14 protein-coding genes are annotated in these 16,270 nt (G+C 53.3%); 5 read left to right on the forward strand and 9 right to left on the reverse strand.

Annotated elements, in window-relative coordinates; all coding sequences use genetic code 11:
* Window positions 1–50: 50 nt before the first annotated feature.
* From VSS37_RS08125 to VSS37_RS08155, 7 genes are all read right to left on the reverse strand, one after another.
* Window positions 51–1,202 (reverse strand): RNA/DNA-binding domain-containing protein, encoded by a 1,152-nt coding sequence (locus tag VSS37_RS08125; protein ID WP_324694333.1) that lies wholly within the window; start codon window positions 1,200–1,202, stop codon window positions 51–53.
* Window positions 1,203–1,264: 62 nt separating this feature from the next.
* Complete coding sequence (locus VSS37_RS08130) at window positions 1,265–1,879, reverse strand: DUF4194 domain-containing protein (RefSeq protein ID WP_324694334.1); 615 nt, start codon at window positions 1,877–1,879, stop codon at window positions 1,265–1,267.
* Window positions 1,880–1,893: 14 nt separating this feature from the next.
* Complete coding sequence (locus VSS37_RS08135) at window positions 1,894–3,378, reverse strand: DUF3375 domain-containing protein (protein WP_324694335.1); 1,485 nt, start codon at window positions 3,376–3,378, stop codon at window positions 1,894–1,896.
* 106 nt (window positions 3,379–3,484) lie between these two features.
* Window positions 3,485–7,456 (reverse strand): nSTAND1 domain-containing NTPase, encoded by a 3,972-nt coding sequence (locus tag VSS37_RS08140; protein ID WP_324694336.1) that lies wholly within the window; start codon window positions 7,454–7,456, stop codon window positions 3,485–3,487.
* The gene (locus VSS37_RS08145) at window positions 7,456–7,863 is read right to left on the reverse strand and encodes a hypothetical protein (RefSeq protein WP_324694337.1); all 408 of its coding nucleotides are present in this window, start codon (window positions 7,861–7,863) and stop codon (window positions 7,456–7,458) included. The genes VSS37_RS08140 and VSS37_RS08145 overlap by 1 nt, the downstream gene beginning before the upstream one ends.
* A gap of 40 nt (window positions 7,864–7,903) precedes the next feature.
* The gene (locus VSS37_RS08150) at window positions 7,904–8,104 is read right to left on the reverse strand and encodes a hypothetical protein (RefSeq protein ID WP_324694338.1); all 201 of its coding nucleotides are present in this window, start codon (window positions 8,102–8,104) and stop codon (window positions 7,904–7,906) included.
* A 42-nt stretch (window positions 8,105–8,146) separates the two neighbouring features.
* Window positions 8,147–9,601, reverse strand: a complete 1,455-nt coding sequence (locus tag VSS37_RS08155) for a toll/interleukin-1 receptor domain-containing protein (protein WP_324694339.1) — start codon at window positions 9,599–9,601, stop codon at window positions 8,147–8,149.
* A 69-nt stretch (window positions 9,602–9,670) separates the two neighbouring features.
* Between VSS37_RS08155 and VSS37_RS08160 the strand changes: the two genes are divergently transcribed.
* The 5 genes from VSS37_RS08160 (at window position 9,671) to VSS37_RS08180 (ending at window position 11,841) form a co-directional block, all read left to right on the forward strand.
* Window positions 9,671–10,045: a hypothetical protein gene (locus VSS37_RS08160; protein WP_324694340.1), complete on the forward strand. Its 375-nt coding sequence runs from the start codon at window positions 9,671–9,673 to the stop codon at window positions 10,043–10,045.
* A 71-nt stretch (window positions 10,046–10,116) separates the two neighbouring features.
* A complete protein-coding gene (locus VSS37_RS08165) occupies window positions 10,117–10,278 on the forward strand; it encodes an oxidoreductase-like domain-containing protein (protein WP_324694341.1) in 162 nt (53 codons plus the stop codon).
* Window positions 10,279–10,471: 193 nt separating this feature from the next.
* Window positions 10,472–10,996 carry a hypothetical protein gene (locus VSS37_RS08170; RefSeq protein ID WP_324694342.1) on the forward strand — a complete coding sequence of 175 codons (525 nt, stop codon included), beginning with the start codon at window positions 10,472–10,474 and terminating at the stop codon, window positions 10,994–10,996.
* Window positions 10,997–11,098: 102 nt separating this feature from the next.
* Window positions 11,099–11,425, forward strand: a complete 327-nt coding sequence (locus tag VSS37_RS08175; protein WP_324694343.1) for a hypothetical protein — start codon at window positions 11,099–11,101, stop codon at window positions 11,423–11,425.
* 134 nt (window positions 11,426–11,559) lie between these two features.
* On the forward strand, window positions 11,560–11,841 hold the full coding sequence (locus VSS37_RS08180; RefSeq protein WP_324694344.1) for a hypothetical protein: 282 nt from the start codon (window positions 11,560–11,562) through the stop codon (window positions 11,839–11,841).
* Between the two features lie 52 nt (window positions 11,842–11,893).
* Here the strand turns inward: VSS37_RS08180 and VSS37_RS08185 are convergent, their stop codons facing one another.
* Together VSS37_RS08185 and VSS37_RS08190 are read right to left on the reverse strand one after the other, a co-directional pair.
* On the reverse strand, window positions 11,894–12,544 hold the full coding sequence (locus VSS37_RS08185) for an ABC-type transport auxiliary lipoprotein family protein (protein WP_324694345.1): 651 nt from the start codon (window positions 12,542–12,544) through the stop codon (window positions 11,894–11,896).
* Between the two features lie 139 nt (window positions 12,545–12,683).
* Window positions 12,684–16,217 (reverse strand): ImpA family metalloprotease, encoded by a 3,534-nt coding sequence (locus VSS37_RS08190; protein WP_324694346.1) that lies wholly within the window; start codon window positions 16,215–16,217, stop codon window positions 12,684–12,686.
* Window positions 16,218–16,270: the final 53 nt, after the last annotated feature.

Raw genomic sequence — 16,270 nt, forward strand, 5'->3', positions numbered from 1 at the left:
AGTGGCCATTATCTCATAATCAGGCGCGGCGGTGGGTTTTTAGAGGTTCCCTACAGTGTCAGGCGGAATAGTTCACCAATATTTTCCAGTTCAATACGTTCCTGCATGGCTTTGAGCATCATGGGAATACCACGCCCCAACCCATCAAAATAGCGCAGGTTGTCCAGAAATTTCACCAGAAAAATATTGCGCGGCGCTGAATTGCCATAACGTATTTTTTCCAGGGTCAACGTATTGGCCAGCGCACCGGGAGAAGTGATTTCGATACGATTGCTATAAACATGTACCTGGGTTTTGCGGTGGCTGATGGAGTAGTCACGATGCATGACCGCATTAACAACCGCTTCGCGCAGCACTTTGAGCGGAATGTGGGTAATTTCCTGCCTCTGATTGCCTTTGATGGTTGAGGGTGTGGGAATGTAGAGCTGTAGCAGATTGACAGTTTTGTCGATCAGCTCAGCTACAGTGCCAGTAATTTCCTTTTTGTCGATCAAGTCGTCGGTAATCGCTTCCCCTTTGAACACAGCGAACATAATGGCGCTTTGTGGCAGACGGCGCTGGGGTTGCTTACCGAACATCAGCAACCCACCCACACTGGCAACCCAGTGGTTTTCGGATTCTACGAGTATGTCGGTATTGACCAGCAGACTGTGTTGTTCGGATTCGGGCAGGTCGATGAAACCGGTATCGTAGTAACTGCGGTAATAGTGGTCTACGGCCTGTTTGTCGATGTGGCTGATGTCAGTATTGGCAACAGGGGAAGTATCGAAGTGAACCAATCCAGCCTGTTGGAACAGGCGAGAGAGTTCTTCTTTGGTCGCCATACGGTTGCTGGAACCGACGCGTAGCCAGTATTTGCTGTCCTGGGTCTGGTAGGGGCGATCATGGCCTTTCGGCACAGTGATCAGACAAACCCTTTTGCCCTCAATTTCTGTTTCTCGAACATCCAGTTGCAAGGCGGGAATAATGTTGTTACGGCTGATATTGGCGACCCAGGTTTCCAAACTGGATTCGATACCGCTGATAGTTCCGTCATCCTCAACGCCAATAAGCAATGAGCCCCCCAATGTGTTGGCAAAGGCAACAATCTCACGGGCAGCGCTTTCTGGACGGACTGCACCGGATTTGAATTCGACTTGGGCGTTTTCGCCTTGCTGGATCAGGGCATTGATGGTTTCGTTAAGATCAGTTGTTGTATTCACATGACGGCCTTGAACTTTTGCTGACAGGCAGATAACTGGAGTATAAAGGATTTTCCTTCATTTCACGTATCTGCCTCCAGATGCTGCCGATACCCATCCAGATGCGCCTGGAACTGATCCAGCCATTGCGCATCCACAAACGCTTTCAGGATGCGGCGGATTTCCAGCAGCTCGCCTTCGTCCTGTTTGAGCTTGCGCAGGAAACCGTAATCCAGCGCACGGTTGATGGCGGTGTTGATCTGCTCGGTGGTGCGCGCTTCGTTTTTCTGTTCCGGCATGAACAGGATCATCATGTCCACGATCTGCTCGCGGCTCAGCACCACACGGGTAGCGCCGCCGCTGGCGTCTTCCTCCGCCAGCCGCTTGCGTAACAGCACCAGCAGCAGGCTGACCGGGAAAGTCAGGCTGCGACGCGGGATCAGACGTGGTATCTCCGTGTCTTCCTCAGCCTCCGGCTCCTGCTGGCGCAGAAAGGCGTAACCCTCCGCTTCGTCGATATACAGTTCCAGCCCGATGACCCGGCAATAGTCGCGCACCGCCGCCTGCAAACGCAGTAAATCCGGCCACAGGCGGGCGTGCTGCTCTTCATAAAGAACACCTTTCAACAACTGGATCAGCAAGGCGGACAAGGCGTTATCCGTATTGTTGGCGGCAGGCGTCAGTAAACTATCAGACATAAAACAATCAGCGCTTAGCGGGTAAAAATGATTTGCGGAATATGCGCCACACGGTTACGCAACTGCAACAGGGCGTGTTCCGATAATGCCGGAAGCTCCGTCTGCCCGCCACTCAGTGGCAAGGTTTCAGTCACGGCGTCATTGATCACGGTCTGCGGATGTTTGCCGGCGATATTCAGGTAGGCCACCAGTTCCGCCAGGCCCTGCCGCAAGGGGTATTCCTCCAGCACTTCCCTGAGGCTGATCTGCGGGCGGGTTTGCAACAGGCGGCGGATGTTTTTGCGCAAGGCTTCTTCATCCACCCAATGCTGCTGATAGAGGGCGGAAACATCCACCTCCCCACTGCCCACCTCCGGCGCTTCGCTATTCAGCAAGGTTTTGCGGCTGGGCTCAAACAGACGTTGCTCCATCAACAAATTGACTGCCACTTTGGGCTGGTCGATAGGGAAAAAGTCCTGCGGCAATACGCCGGTATCCTGCTCCTGCAAGGCCAGCGCAGACTTTTCAATGCCACGGATGATTTCCAGAATACGTTTGTTTTCCAGCCATGCCTGATCGGCAAGGTATTTGCGCAGTTGCTCCACCAGTTGCGCGTTGGTCTGGTAGACCTTTTGCCCGGCATCCAGCAGCGCGTAGCCGATATGACGCAGGAAACCGCTATCCTGCATGTCGCGCAACGCTTCCTGTTGCAAGGCGGTGTCGGTGAGGCGGCGCAGCTCCTCCTGCCGGTCGGGGGACATCAGGAAGGCCCAGAAAGCCGAGAAGCTTTTGCCCTGCTCCGAGTCATGAATGTAATCCTGCTGGGCAAAGATTTCGTCCAGCAAATCGCCCTTGCTTTTGTCGCTGAGGGTGATGAGTTCGCGTACTTCCCGATCCAGCGCACGGAAGTTGTATTCCACCTGGCGGAAGTCGGAAAGCAGGCGGCGTGCCACGTCTTCGGCTTCAAACCAGCGTTCCTTGATGCGGGTGGCGTCGAAAGTTTCCACCGCGCCGGAACGCAGACGGGCAATTTGCCGCTCCAGCTCTGCCTGTTGCTTTTCCAGTTCGGCGATGCGCGTTGCCGGGTCGTTATCGGTGTTATGGACGATTTCCTGCAATAGACGATGCAGGGTCAACAGACGTGATTCGGTGCCGACAAATTCACGCGGTTGCAGGGTTTGTAGCCATTCAATGGCTTTCTCCGCCCCCGGTGTCAGATCCAGTTGCGGGATGTCGCTGTCCTTCTGGTAATACTTGCGCAGGAAGGCATTCGCGCCACTGGCCCAGTCGTCCAGGTATTGCGCCGCCTTTTTCGGGTAGGCATCCGCGCCTTCCATATCATTGAGATGGAACAGGGTGTCATCCAGCAGTGAGGTGGCTTCGTCGAACGGCAGCGAACGCCGGTTGGGGCGGATGAATACCTGATATAGAAAGCTGGCGATCAGTGGCGCATGGGGCGAGGCCAGCAAGCGCCAGGCTGTGTTGTTTTTGCGCTGGGATTTGAGGTCGGCGTAGTGCATGGGTGTTGGGAAGGTTCTCGATTGCTTGATTCTAGCAGCACAAGTTGCGCCAAGCTGAAGTATTCGGAATTTCCCATAGGCATCTTTATGTAGCCAATCTACTCAACTATGCCTGTCCCAAATTCCGCAACTCAGCTTGCAGGCGTATTTCCGGCTCATTATCCCTAATCATCTGTTTGAACAGCGGGATACGGAAATAGTGACGCTGCTTTTCCCTGCCCAGCACGAAGCCCAGTTCCAGACGTTTGAGGCTGCGTTGCAGGTCGTCGGCTTCGGGGGTGAAACCGTGGGTTTCCAGCGCGGCCAGCATGTCGCCGAAGGTGAAACTGTCCAGCCCGATGCCGGTGTAGACGACGATACGGTCGAGTTTTTGCGCGGCCTTGTCATCCGGCAAGGTACGATCCCAACCCAACAGACGGCCTTCCACTTCGTCGCTGGTGAGGGCAGTGTGCAGGTCGCCTGCGGTGATTTCGTGCTGGCCGTGTTGCAGGTTGTTGATGATGACGTGGCAGGCGGTGGCGATCAGGTTGGGGCGCTGGCCGGTGGTTTGCACCAGTTCGTCGACCAGCACCGGGGCGGCGTAGCGCAGGTTCATCGTTTCCATTGGCTTGGTGGCAAGTTCGCGGCAGGCATCTGCTTCCAGCTCGCCGAGGTGGAGGATTTCGCCGAAATTTTTCAGCGGCGACTGGTAATCCAGCACGGCGTAGTCGTAGAGCTGCCAGAAACCGGCGAGGATGAAGTTGCATTGCCCGGTTTCGCTGAGGCTGCGCAGTGCTTTGAGCAGAACGTAGTCATTCTTGCGTTCGGCGCGGATGAAGTCGTCGGCTTCGTCAATCAGGAACACGTAACGTTGTTGCCGGATGCGCTGGCGCAGCTCATTCAACAGTTCTTCCAGCGGGGTCTGCACGGCGAGTTGCAGGACTTTGCCGAGATCGGCTTGCAGGTTTTCGCTTTTCAGCACGAGGTAGTGGCATTGCACGTCCGGCTGGCGGCGGTAGCGGCGTTCGAGGGCTTTGAGCAGGCTGGATTTGCCGAGCTGGCGCGCGCCCACCAGCAGGTAGTTGGCCGGGGCGCGGTTCATGATGCGCGTGATCAGGCTGCGGCGTCCGAAGAACACGGTTTCGCGCTCGACTCCCTGCGAAATCTGGTAGGGGGAAATCTGGTCGAGGCTGACCTGTTCGGCGATGATTCTGGCCAGCACGTCCTGCGGTTTGGCGTCCAACAGCAGGCGGGTGAGGTCGCGAGAAGTGAGCGTCACCAGCGGGTTGCTGTAATCTTCGCTGACGCGCAGCAGGCGGTTGCGGTAGTCGGCGTCCGCGCCCAGCAGCAGGCACAGCGGCTTTTCCAGATGGGGCGCGGCTTGCAGCAAGCGGCGCACGGCGTCGGGCACATCGTCCACCGCCAGCGTGGGGTCGGGCTGGAACAGCAGCAGGTCTTTCACATCCAGCGGGAAATCGTCCGTCAGTTGCAGCCAGGCGAGTTGCGGGTCGGGGTATTGCAGGCTGGCGTGCAGGCGTTCCGCCAGTACCTTGACCTTTTGCCGGGGGGCGGCCTGATTGAAGGTGACGGCGGTTTGCAGGCGTTGCGGGCTGACGGAGTTGTATTCCAGCACGCTGTTCAGGCGCTGAGTCTGACTGAGGCGGCGCTGGGCTTCCGGCAGGGTTTCCAGCGGCTGTTGCAGCAGGTTTTCGGGGTGTGCGCCGAGCTCCAGCACCAGCGGGTGGCGGTAGCGGCGGAAGTAAAAAATGCCAAAACTAGAAAGTAATGCGACCGGTGTTGCCAGCAGGGTGACATTCAACAATATATTCGGGACATTGCCAAGCGGCGACTCGCCCTGTTCCTGCCCCTTCTGAATCATAGATACAATGTAATGGAGTACTGTTTCTTGCTTTAGCGCTCCTGCCTTAATCCACTTATTCAAAGATGGGACATCAATATTTAAGCCTTGAAAGATTTGTTTTTCCTTCAGGGAAAGTCCTGGCTGCTTGCTAAGCTCTAAAGGAGCCAAGTCCTTATTTTGTAAGGCAATTCTAGCAATGCCAGATGGATCCAGAGAAACTGCTTCCGCTAGATATAACGTAGTTAGATAATTGTCGTGCTTATAGACCATGTAAAAACACGCCATGTTATACAAAAGGGAGGCAACATCTGACTTGGGAAAGCGTGAATTCTTTCGCCACAATACTTCGGCCTGTTGGAAATACGTTTCCAGCTTGGCCTGATCATCCACATTTCTGATAGCTAACAATAATTCTGCTGCCGCTCTAAGTGTATTGAAACGCTCTGACCACGATGGCGTATATTTAAGATTTGCGACAGCTTTATCAACAGTATCGGTTGCGGATTGGTAATCCTCATTTTTGAAGTAAGTAACAGCCAGCGCCAAACTTCCTTCTGCATGATTTGGCGAGAACTGAGTAGCCTTTTCATGAAACCTTATAGCTTCAAGTAAATGCCCTTGACTTTCCTGTTGCACAGCCAATTGGCTGTTAATGACTGCAAGATAACCTGTATCGCCATACCCCAGCCAATCCGCCGTGGCTGCCAACGCCAGCACCAACAGGGAGGCAAACCCCGCTTTAGACAAGAAAAACCATCCAGCCCCTCCTTCTGTATACAATAAACCCACGAATAAGATAGCGCCTAGGGCAAGAGCTGGAGACAGCCAGCCATAAGTAACCGAATAAAACAACTGCATTTCAAAGTTGCTTAATACAACCCATAGAAGAGCGGGAACAAACCCAAGCCAAGGATAACGGCTTTTTGCAGAAAATTGGCAAGAAATAAGTGTAACCAAGATAATGAAAGCAGAACTCAAAAGCTCATTCACCACACCAGTTACAATCAAAGCAGGAACGTCAACACGATAAAAGTAATCATAGCCTTCAGGCATTAGCAGGCTCGGCAATATCATCGGTATCATTTCAGAAACAAAATACCCTGCGCAAATTCCGATGTTCAACAAAAGCGCATGGCTAGCTAATGTGTTTATGACTGCCGTTCCGCTGGCATTTCTTGCAATGACCGTCAACCAGTACCAGACCCCAAGCAGAATACAGCACTGGAATAATATCAACGATGACATTTCTAAATATTCCGCCAGCAAGCCACTTGTATAAAACCTACCAATATATACAAAAGTACCGGAGAGCTTACTGGCAAAAACCAACAGCAGCATTCCGCTAAAAAATGTCCACCAAAGGGTTGGCGAATGGGGATTTGCACGCCTCCTCCTCACGCCTTTTCTGGCTTGCTGCCATTGGTCACCGAACAATAGCTGTTCCGCCCGTTCCAATGGCTCTTGGCCTGCATACTGCATGGCCACATGATCGGCCATTGCTTCACGCCAATCTTGCAGCAGTTTGTTCATTAACCATAGGAACCCCAGAAACCCTAAGGTGGAAGAAAACAAATAAGATTTACCAATGATAGAGGCACAAATGGCTGTCGGTTCGAACGTCGGGGAGTCTGCACTAATAGAGACGACCAAGGCTGCCAAAATATAAATGATAGTAACGATTGCCAGCGCCTTAATAAATCTTCTGAAACGATAAGTAAATAGAATATCATTATTGAAATGATGACTCGCTTCATGCAGAAGGATTGCTGCGAGTTCCTGTGGATGGGCACGAAATCTTGCCCAAAAGTAAGCCCAGATAATCACATGCTTGCCAGACTTCGTCATCAGAGCTTCGGGCGACTCGTGAATTTTTCCGGGTTCATCTTGCAGATGGATGTCCCCACCCAAGTAAAAATTCAAATCAACCAGTAAGCGCTTGTCAACAGCATTCAGTTTTTCCCTGAAGATGGCAAGAGGTTCCATCCGGTTTATATCTAATCTCTGCAAACTATCAAGTCGCTGCTGGTTCTTATTATCAGAATGGCGCTGCAACCAGAAAAATAGCAAAAATACCCAGACGGGGCTACCAACACCCAATACTATCAGTAGCCATTCGCTAATTTCATAAGACGTTTCAGAAAAAATGATATTGAAGGGTATTAGCAGCAGGAAAGTGGAAAGAGTTGCACCAAATGCAAGTATAATAATGGCTGTTGAGAAAGAAAACCAACTTTTCATTAGCGCAACCAATAGCCAATGATTGCTCCGATAACAGTAAAAACAGCTTTCTGGGTATCACTACCCGGTTGACTATCAAGTTGCCAAACACAAATCATTAGAATGATCGCAGTAAAAAAAACCTGAATAAAGGATCGACGTTTTATATCTTCATTTTTTCTCTGTTTTTCCAGATACTCTGTCAATTGCTCTAGCTGTTTCTTAGAGACTTTCCTTCCTTGCTCGGTCAGAATCCTCAGTATTTCCTCTTCGGCTTTTAGCTTTCCTTTCTTAAAAAAACCCAGACTTTCTTTACGTCCTAGGCGAGAATTAATGAGTTGAACTATAGGTTTCAGAGATTGATCTTGTAATTCTGGCTCCTTAAATGCGCTGATCACTTCGCCTAAAGAGTTGAATAGATATTGCATACATATTTTCCTTAACGTGCCAAATTCAAATCAAACATTATCAGCTTTCTCGCCCCGGTAATGGCCGATCCTTGCGCACCTCACGCTGCCACTCCATAGGATCACCAAATCGGCTGGCAACATCCGAAGCTATTAACTCTTTAATCGCCTGAGTGATCGCCGCCTGGCGTTCTTCTTCCGTCTCGTTATGTTTGGGCAATATTTGAGAACGGCCTTCCTTCTTCAGTGCATCATGTTTCATAAGTTGCCTCTCTATCCTGTCAGGTTTATCGCACTCATTGGATTACAAGTAATCCTCCGCGCCATCACAGCCCAGCGCTGCCCGCCCCGTCCGCCGGATCAGCTCGCAGCGCCACACCAGTTGCCGTTTGCGCGGCTCCACCTCGCGCACGGTCAGCAGGTTGCTCCAGTACAGGCCGCGCACCACCTCATCAATCAGCCACGGCGAATAGCGTCCCAGATGTTCCTTTTCCAGCAGCTCACAGATGTATTCGCGCTTGCTGCTGTCGTTCAGGAACACGCTGAACAGTTGCACGATGTAGGGCGACACTTCCAGCGCATCCTCGCATTCCTGCGGATCGGGAATGCCCTCTTCCAGACAGTGCTGGATCAGGCGCGGATGCTGCCCGGTCAGCGCCAGCAGCCGCTGCAACGCCGCCGCATCCAGTTGCAGGTCGGCGAATTCGCTGGCCAACGTGTGTTGCAGGTCGGCCAGCCCCATTTCCGGCAGGCGGATTTCCTGCGCATGATTGAGCAGCGACATGTCGCCGCGCGCATAGCGCAATTCCGCCAGTTGCTCACCGCCCACCATCACCAGCCGGAACTGGCGGCGGTACTGCTCGGTCAGCGAACGCAGCACCTTGGCCATGCGGTAGCGGTATTCCGGGTGGGCGTTTTCAAAGCGCGTCACCAGCAGGAAAAACTGCCCGCGCTGCTGGATCGCCTCCTCCAGCGCCCGGTTGAAATCCAGGCTGTTATGGCATTCTGGCAAACCGCAACGGCGCGACACATAGGTGTAATAGCCCGCCTCATCGGCCTGCTCCACCGCTGGCATCGACAACTGGAAAACCGCCGCCGCACCGTAGGTTTCCTCCGCACAGGCAAGAATCTGTTCACACAGCAAACCGGTGTCGCGCCCGGCCTGCGCCAGCACCAGCAACGGTTTGTTGCGTACCAATGCCTTGAAAATCTGCCCGGTAATGTCTTCGGTCTGGGTCACGGTTTCGACCCTGACCCGATGCAAATCGGCAGGGATTTCCAGCTCCGCCGCATACGTACCTGCCCCCGGCGACTTCCCCTGCAACGCGGCCAACAGTATATGAAAAGCCCGCCGATACCCCTCCTCACGGCTGTCACGGAAATCAATTGCGATGATGTCTTGCAGGAAAGGGAAGTCCGGCATTTCCCCAAACACGATCGGCACCAGATTAAAATCCGGCTCATGACGCTTGCGATTACGGAACAGCGCGTATTCATCCCGCACCCAGCCGGAATCCACCGCATCCGGCGTACCAATCAGTATCGCATTGCGGGCCGTGCTGGCAGCCTGATGCAGTTGCCGGGCCAGTTCCTGCCCACGTACCAGCGACCACTGGTCAAGAAACACCGAATAGCCCTGCGCCAACAGATTGCGCGCCAGCACTTCCACCCATTTGAAATGGCTGCTACGGTAACTGATAAAGATGTCGGGGGTTTGCGTGGCATTTTGCATCAGCATCTGGTCGTTTGTTGCTCCCACCCAAGTATACTGCATAACCCCCTCTATTTGAGAAAAAACGGAAACTGAGCAAGACAATACAGGCACCACATGAAAACACTCTTTTCCCTGATCGAATCCCCCGCACATCCCAATTTCAACACGCTCTACCAACAACTTGGCGTTCAGGAAGAGCGCTTCACCGCCGCCCGCAAGCTGCACAAGGCTTTGCAGAAACAGCAACCCGATTTTCTGGTGGGCGAATTCATCTACGGTTACGGCAACAACTATGCCGGGGCGAACGTCTGCAATCTGGATGTGACCTTGCGCGCCTTGCAACGCTTTTCGCCGGACACCAAAGTGATCGTGTTTTGCGACAAGGAAGAAATGCCGTACATCAGCAAACTGACCACGCTGTTTCCCCTGCATGCCGTGCTGCCGTTACCGGCCAGTGAACAGGCCATGCAGACGGCGCTGGCATCCTGATTGCATGGCAAAAACAAGCAACCCGCCTGAGCGGGCATGATTCAACATGATAGTTTCGAAGGAGCCCGTACATGTGTGAAAAGCCTGAACCACCTGCCGACAATGAATGCTGCGACAGCGGCTGTGATCCCTGTGTGTGGGACATTTACCGTAAAGAACTGGAAAAGTGGAACAGAATCCAGCAGCGCAAACAACAGGAAAAAAGCGACAAGCCGGAAGAGCAAAGCTCCTGAGCATTATTCCGGCAAATCTTGCAGGCATAATATTTTATTGCCCTGCAACAATAGCGAATAAATTATTTACAAATAGAATTATTTTTAATCAACCCAGCTTATTTATAAAAAAATCTTCCCTGATTCGTTCTATAGTTAGAAACACGTTGTAGTGAGAATCCCCTTTCTATAAATTCCTCAAGGAGAATAGGCTATGAAAAATAAAGCCGCAATGACTGTGCTTGGTGTAGCCACATTATTGGCGCTTGGAGCTACGCATTCAGTTTTTGCCGATGATTGCAATCCATGCGCAACGCCTAAGCCTGCGCCAAAACCTGTAATAAAAACCGGCTGCAATCCATGCACCATTACACCGCCTCCTCCTGTTGCAAAAAATGACTGCAATCCATGTGCTGCTCCGCCCCCAGCCCCTGTTGTAGTGAAACCAACCTGTAATCCTTGTGTTGTCCCACCACCGCCGCCAAAACCCGTCGCAGTATGCACCACTTGCGCCACTACGGTGACCAATGTCACTTACCACCCGGTCAAATCCGGCCAGTTTCATGAACAATTGGTGCCTAAAGATGCCGCTGGCAATCCTTTAGCCTGTCTGGATGTTTCTGGTTCATCCGTTAAAGTTGGGGTTGATTGGAAGACTTCAACCAATGACGTATTTACCTGGGGAACCCATACGACAAAATACAATACGGCGACTGTCACTGAACAACGCTATCAATAATGAACCGAAATGAGCCAAAGCCATAATCCCGGGTCAGAATATGGCATGGGCGTGGGTTTATATGGCCGAACTTAAATTTTCGAATAAATCAAGGATATGCACATGATGATCTTGAAAAAAATATTAACTGCCAGCGCAACTACGCTATTACTCGCTGGCACGGTGGGGAGCGTTTATGCAGACAATACCTGCCATGAGAATTGTCCTGCCAATACGGTCACTTACAAGGTAAACACCTATGAAGACAACCAGGACTATTGCGGTTACGATATAGAAGCAAAACCCCAGGTTTGTGTTAACGCCCAAGTTGTCCAGGTAGACACAACTAAAATAACCCATACAGCCGGAGATGGAACCTCAAAGCTGAATGCAGAAACAGCTTCTGATGTCAAATATACCTCCAGAGTCGCATTTAGCAACGATATATAAGCAATACTGTACTGTGAAACGTTGGTTGATTAACTAGGCGCGCAATCAGCCCTAATTAATGGCCTTCACTATCCACCAGCGAAAAGCAAGCATTAATTATGAATCTTAAATCACATGAGATAGTAGGCGTTTGCATGGTATTAATCATCGCTCCCTTAACCGGGAGCGGTTGCCAAATGGTTAGCCAGACGACTGAACCTGAATGTAAAACTGCCATGACTGATGAAAAACCTGTCCGTTTTGTCAGTGATATGCGGGTATTTAAACAAAGTGGCAATTACACTAATTTGAGTGACATCGCCATTAAAAGCATGCAGATTGCAGAAAACAACGCCAGACAAAATAATGCTGCGGCCAAACGCCAGCAGGCAGAGCTGCGCAGCATCCTTGAACAATATTACAATAGGCCAAACTAATCGTAATGCCGTGAATGGACGGAGTGTTCCAACTCCGTTCGGCCGAACCACCTCAATAAAACACGGGCAAATCTTTTCCCAAATCAACAATCAATGAGGTCAGTGTTTCCCCCAGCGCCTGATTCAAGGCCGCCACCACGCCATCTGGATTAGCCGCAATATTTTCCTTGCGGATATCATAACGGTACTGGCCCAGAATACGTTGGTTCTGTTCCTGTATCAGCAGCGCCTCCATTCCAACCAGAACTGCAACCCGACCCTGTGGCCTCGACAGGTACTCGGCATGGAAAGCAGACAGCCGCAACAATAATTTGTATCCCCCCTTGTTAGTCGCGGGCCGGTCAGACACTGACAGGAATGCATTGCTGCGAGACAAGGTGTCAACCAAGGTTGATGTGAAGTAGGTGGACAAGCGATCCGGCCAGCGGCCATGAGCCAGAAACCCTTGCTGGTAAGCGGGCTTGAACAACGTGATGCGGGAGGTGTCCAGCGCCGGTGAAACCTGCACCATCGGCACAAACAAATGGGCCAATGAGCGCCGTTGCAACGCCCCCAGTTGAGGGGCAAGCCGGTAAACCTTGTCTTCCGGCAAGTAATAGCCCGGTGTGACGCATGCGCTCAACAGCGCCAGCAAAGCCGCGCCCAGCAGGATAGCCCTGACTGCATTTATCCGAGTATTGCCCAATTTTTTTACTAGAAACATGATGCTGCTTGCCCCAATCTTCCCATAGACAAATCATTTGTTGTTGATAATGACCATTATCCCCGAACAAATGTTCAATAATCCAATTCATGCCCATTGAATTCAAGCCGCAAGAAGATTTCCCAGACAAGCGCTGGCGTCAAGGTGCAGGGTCAGCCCATGCGCTTACCCCATCCAAGGGAATCGCCTTCGCCGCCGAAGGCATCACTGCGGGCAATTCCTTGTCCACATAGTAAAACACTGCCGGAACCTGCCCGCTGACCCCATTCGCCACCACTTGCGCGCGGGCTGTGGCGGATATTTCGATTCCCCAGGCGGCAAAATAATTGCTGTAATCCTTGCCCGCCAGCTTCGATGCCGTGATGTACAGGAAATCATTGCCGCTGATATTGCTGGCGTCAGTACGCGTGTATGAACCAAAACCAAGCAATCCCTTGACGGCGTTCCAGTTGGCGTCATTGTTGAGGGCGTCGCTGTAAATCCGCTCCATCAGGCTCAGTTTGGTGTACAAATCCCAAGACTGCTGGGTGTACGCCAGCTGCATGTAAAACGCCAGCCGTTCGAACGCATTGTCGTAAATGCCAGTCCCCGCCCAAAGCGGGTGGCTGGAGTTGGCTGGCTTTCCCGCCCGGATAGCGTTTTGCAGGATGGTGAACGCCTCCCGATTGGCCGGACGGGTCTGGCTTGGATGCTTGCCCAGGCCATGCGCCACCGTCCAGGCCCATTGCGTATGCAACGGGAACATATTGTTGGACACTTCGGTGCTGCGCCCGGCATAGATTTTCAGGCGCGCCCGTTGCAGGTTATGGCCCATTTCATGGTTCTCACCCCAGCCCAATGGCTGGATGGGCACAGAGGAATCAAACGGGTTGCCGGAACACAAGTCTCCACACAAGGCATGCACATCGGAATTAATATGTTGGATTTTAGGCTTGGCGTTGATCGCCGCATCCGTACACAGATTGCGCACACTGCCCGCGTAATTCACGCTGCTGAGACCTGACTGGTTGCAGAACCCGGTCACTTCGGCATCCAATTTCTGCAACCCTTCCCCACTGAAACCGGCGTACTGGTAGTTACCGGCAACCAGGTAGCCATTCAGGTCATCAATGTAAGCCTGCACGTCCTCCGGCGTATAGCCGTTGCCCTCCTTGCCATCCTGCAAATCAAACGCTTTCAACAAATAGGATTTCAGCGAATGCAACTCCGCATACGGCGTCTTGATGTCCACCCAATCGCTGTGGCTCCACAGGATGTCATTCAGGAACGACTGGATCGACACTGGGTCAAACTCCTGCAACAGCGGGTTCGCCAGCACATTGTCGAAGGTCAGCGTAAAGGGGGCGGCACCCTCCGCCCCGATCCAGCCGACATAGATTGGGCCGCCATAAGGCGTGGAAAAGGTATAGGTCTTGCCTGCCTCCAGCGTCACCACCGGGCTGGACAAATAACGCGGGCGGCTGTATTGCCCGTCGTTCCACAAGCGGGTGCTTTCGCGCAGGTAATTGAAACGCAGCTTGGCTTCGGCGGCACCGCTGTCCGTGCGCCGTACTGTAACGGTCTTGCCGGGCGGCGCATACAGGCCCGTGCTGGTCCATTCCCCATACACCGTCGGCGTATAGGCCAGGGTTTTATGGAGGGTGGTTTCCGCATTCAGCTCGGCCTGCGCAGTGGTGAAATCACCCATATCCGGCTGATAGGCGTTATTCGGGCGGGAATAATTGACAATGGAATCAGCAAACAGCGCACGGTAGAAGGTGCTGTCATCCGTGGTTTTCTTGTCCATCGGATAATGGATGCCCGCACGGTACTTGTCCGCCAACAAGACCACAAGTTTCAGCAGGCGCTGGTCATTCCCCTGCCCAAACAGGTTGTCCCCCGCATAATCCAGCATCTGCAACTGGGTGCGGATAGCGTCAGTGCCACGGCTGAACAGGCTGTCCGCGCTGCGCCCGGCAGCATCCGTCACCTTGCTGAGATTACATGTGACGATACCAACGCTGCTGGGGCAGTCAGCGCTCTCGTAGATGAAATCCGGCATACCGTCCCGCAGGTTGGCCAGGAGGGTGTGGATGGCGTCAGCATTGGAAGATTGGGCGCACAGGTCTGCCACCGAGGCGAAATCGCCGACGGTAGCCCCCCCGTACCAGTTCCAGGTCAAGCCGAATTCCGCCAGCGTTTCCTCTGCGGGTTCGTACCAGTTGTTGAACACCAGCACGGGCTTGCCCTTGCCGAAAGCTTGCCGCATTTCAGCGACATCCCGGTTGATGTCCCCCAGATACAGGTCAAATGCGCCGCTATTGAGCAAAGAAAGGTCTGACGAAACCGTCCACTGATGGCTCAAGCCGTTGGCGGCGAACCAATCACTCAGCGACGCCCGATCCCAATATCCCGGCACCAGCAGGGTCAGTTTCTCATGCAGCACATCCGCGCTGCCCGACCGCTTCAGCAGCCAGCGCAGCAGGTTGAGGGTGCTGGCCTTCAAATCAGTATTCGCGGTGGTGAAGCTAAAGACATTGGTCCCCAGCACCGCATAGCGCGTCCCATCCTCCTTGTCGCCTATCCAGGAATACACCAAGGCAGAACCATTATTGCCAGCGGCGTGCAGCGGCAGGTTGCGGGAGCTGGTTGAAACCATGTTGGCGGAACGGTCGGGAAACACGCTTTGCTCCACACCAGCAGGGTAAATGGTGGCGAGCGTCGCCTTGCAGTTGTCAGCTTCCGCCTGCGCCAGGGAAATGCCTGCCGCCAACAGCGCTTTTGCCGACACATTATCGGCATTGCCGCTACCCAGCGCCTCTTCCAGCGCCACCGCATCATCCGGGCCATTGGAAGCGGTTACCGGTGCTTCCCCACTGACTTTCAGGATGTAGTTCATGCTGAATGTCTGGTTGTCAGGCCCCAGCAGGATATTGGATTTCAGCAGGTTGATGTCCGTCCCCGGCCCGGCAAAGATGGTGACGCCGTCCAGATTGAGGTCGGTATTGAAATAACCGTTCAAGAGGTAGTTGGCCCGCAGCTGGCTATTGGCCGGATCAGCCAGGATGCGCCCTAACACGGTCGTCACATCCGTCCCCGGCCCACCGCCGATCACCTGGGAACTGGTGTCGGCATCCCCCGCCCACAGCATCGCCTTGTCGCCTTCCCGGTAGCGGGTGGTGTCGCCGGTCTGTGCCTGGGTGAAATCCAGCGCCGTAACGGCTTGCCCCAGCGCCAACGGCTGCGAGCTGACCCCCAAGTGATTGCGGTGCAGGACAGCCACACGGTAATTGCCCGGCGCAGTTCCGGCAAACGTCAGGCTGGTGGCAGCGGTTTGCGGGTCAGCCAGCAAGCCATTGCGTTGCAGCATCACCGCCTTACGGGCCACCACAGCGGCGGCGTTGTCAGCGCTGCGCAATTCCAGCAACACCCAATCGACCACGGCATCAGTCCCTTCAACCGCCAACACTCCCGCCGCCGCCGTTTCATTGCCCGCATAGTTGAATGGCGATACCGTATAGGGCTGTGCGACCGGGAGCAACCCCTTGCTGCGCAGGTCATCACGCATCAGGCCGCTGGCGGCGTTGTATGCGCCTTCCAGCAACACTTTCACTTGCAGGGAAACATCAGCAAAGGCGGGTTGAGCGGCGACTAGCAGCAGCAATACGGTAAAAAATAAGCGACTGGTTTTCATGGCATAATTATTTGTCTTATTGGCCTTACAGCATAATAGCCGCTTTGTCTTTT

The sequence above is a fragment of the Candidatus Thiothrix phosphatis genome (genome assembly GCF_035668035.1).
Taxonomy (GTDB): Bacteria; Pseudomonadota; Gammaproteobacteria; order Thiotrichales; family Thiotrichaceae; genus Thiothrix; species Thiothrix phosphatis.

Excerpts from the sequence above, each read along its gene's own strand:
- VSS37_RS08130 (WP_324694334.1), bottom strand. The coding sequence starts at position 1,879 with ATGTCTGATAGTTTACTGACGCCTGCCGCCAACAATACGGATAACGCC.
- VSS37_RS08135 (WP_324694335.1), bottom strand. The coding sequence starts at position 3,378 with ATGCACTACGCCGACCTCAAATCCCAGCGCAAAAACAACACAGCCTGG.
- VSS37_RS08140 (WP_324694336.1), bottom strand. The coding sequence starts at position 7,456 with ATGAAAAGTTGGTTTTCTTTCTCAACAGCCATTATTATACTTGCATTT.
- VSS37_RS08145 (WP_324694337.1), bottom strand. The coding sequence starts at position 7,863 with ATGCAATATCTATTCAACTCTTTAGGCGAAGTGATCAGCGCATTTAAG.
- VSS37_RS08150 (WP_324694338.1), bottom strand. The coding sequence starts at position 8,104 with ATGAAACATGATGCACTGAAGAAGGAAGGCCGTTCTCAAATATTGCCC.
- VSS37_RS08160 (WP_324694340.1), top strand. The coding sequence starts at position 9,671 with ATGAAAACACTCTTTTCCCTGATCGAATCCCCCGCACATCCCAATTTC.
- VSS37_RS08165 (WP_324694341.1), top strand. The coding sequence starts at position 10,117 with ATGTGTGAAAAGCCTGAACCACCTGCCGACAATGAATGCTGCGACAGC.
- VSS37_RS08170 (WP_324694342.1), top strand. The coding sequence starts at position 10,472 with ATGAAAAATAAAGCCGCAATGACTGTGCTTGGTGTAGCCACATTATTG.
- VSS37_RS08175 (WP_324694343.1), top strand. The coding sequence starts at position 11,099 with ATGATGATCTTGAAAAAAATATTAACTGCCAGCGCAACTACGCTATTA.
- VSS37_RS08180 (WP_324694344.1), top strand. The coding sequence starts at position 11,560 with ATGGTATTAATCATCGCTCCCTTAACCGGGAGCGGTTGCCAAATGGTT.
- VSS37_RS08185 (WP_324694345.1), bottom strand. The coding sequence starts at position 12,544 with ATGTTTCTAGTAAAAAAATTGGGCAATACTCGGATAAATGCAGTCAGG.
- VSS37_RS08190 (WP_324694346.1), bottom strand. The coding sequence starts at position 16,217 with ATGAAAACCAGTCGCTTATTTTTTACCGTATTGCTGCTGCTAGTCGCC.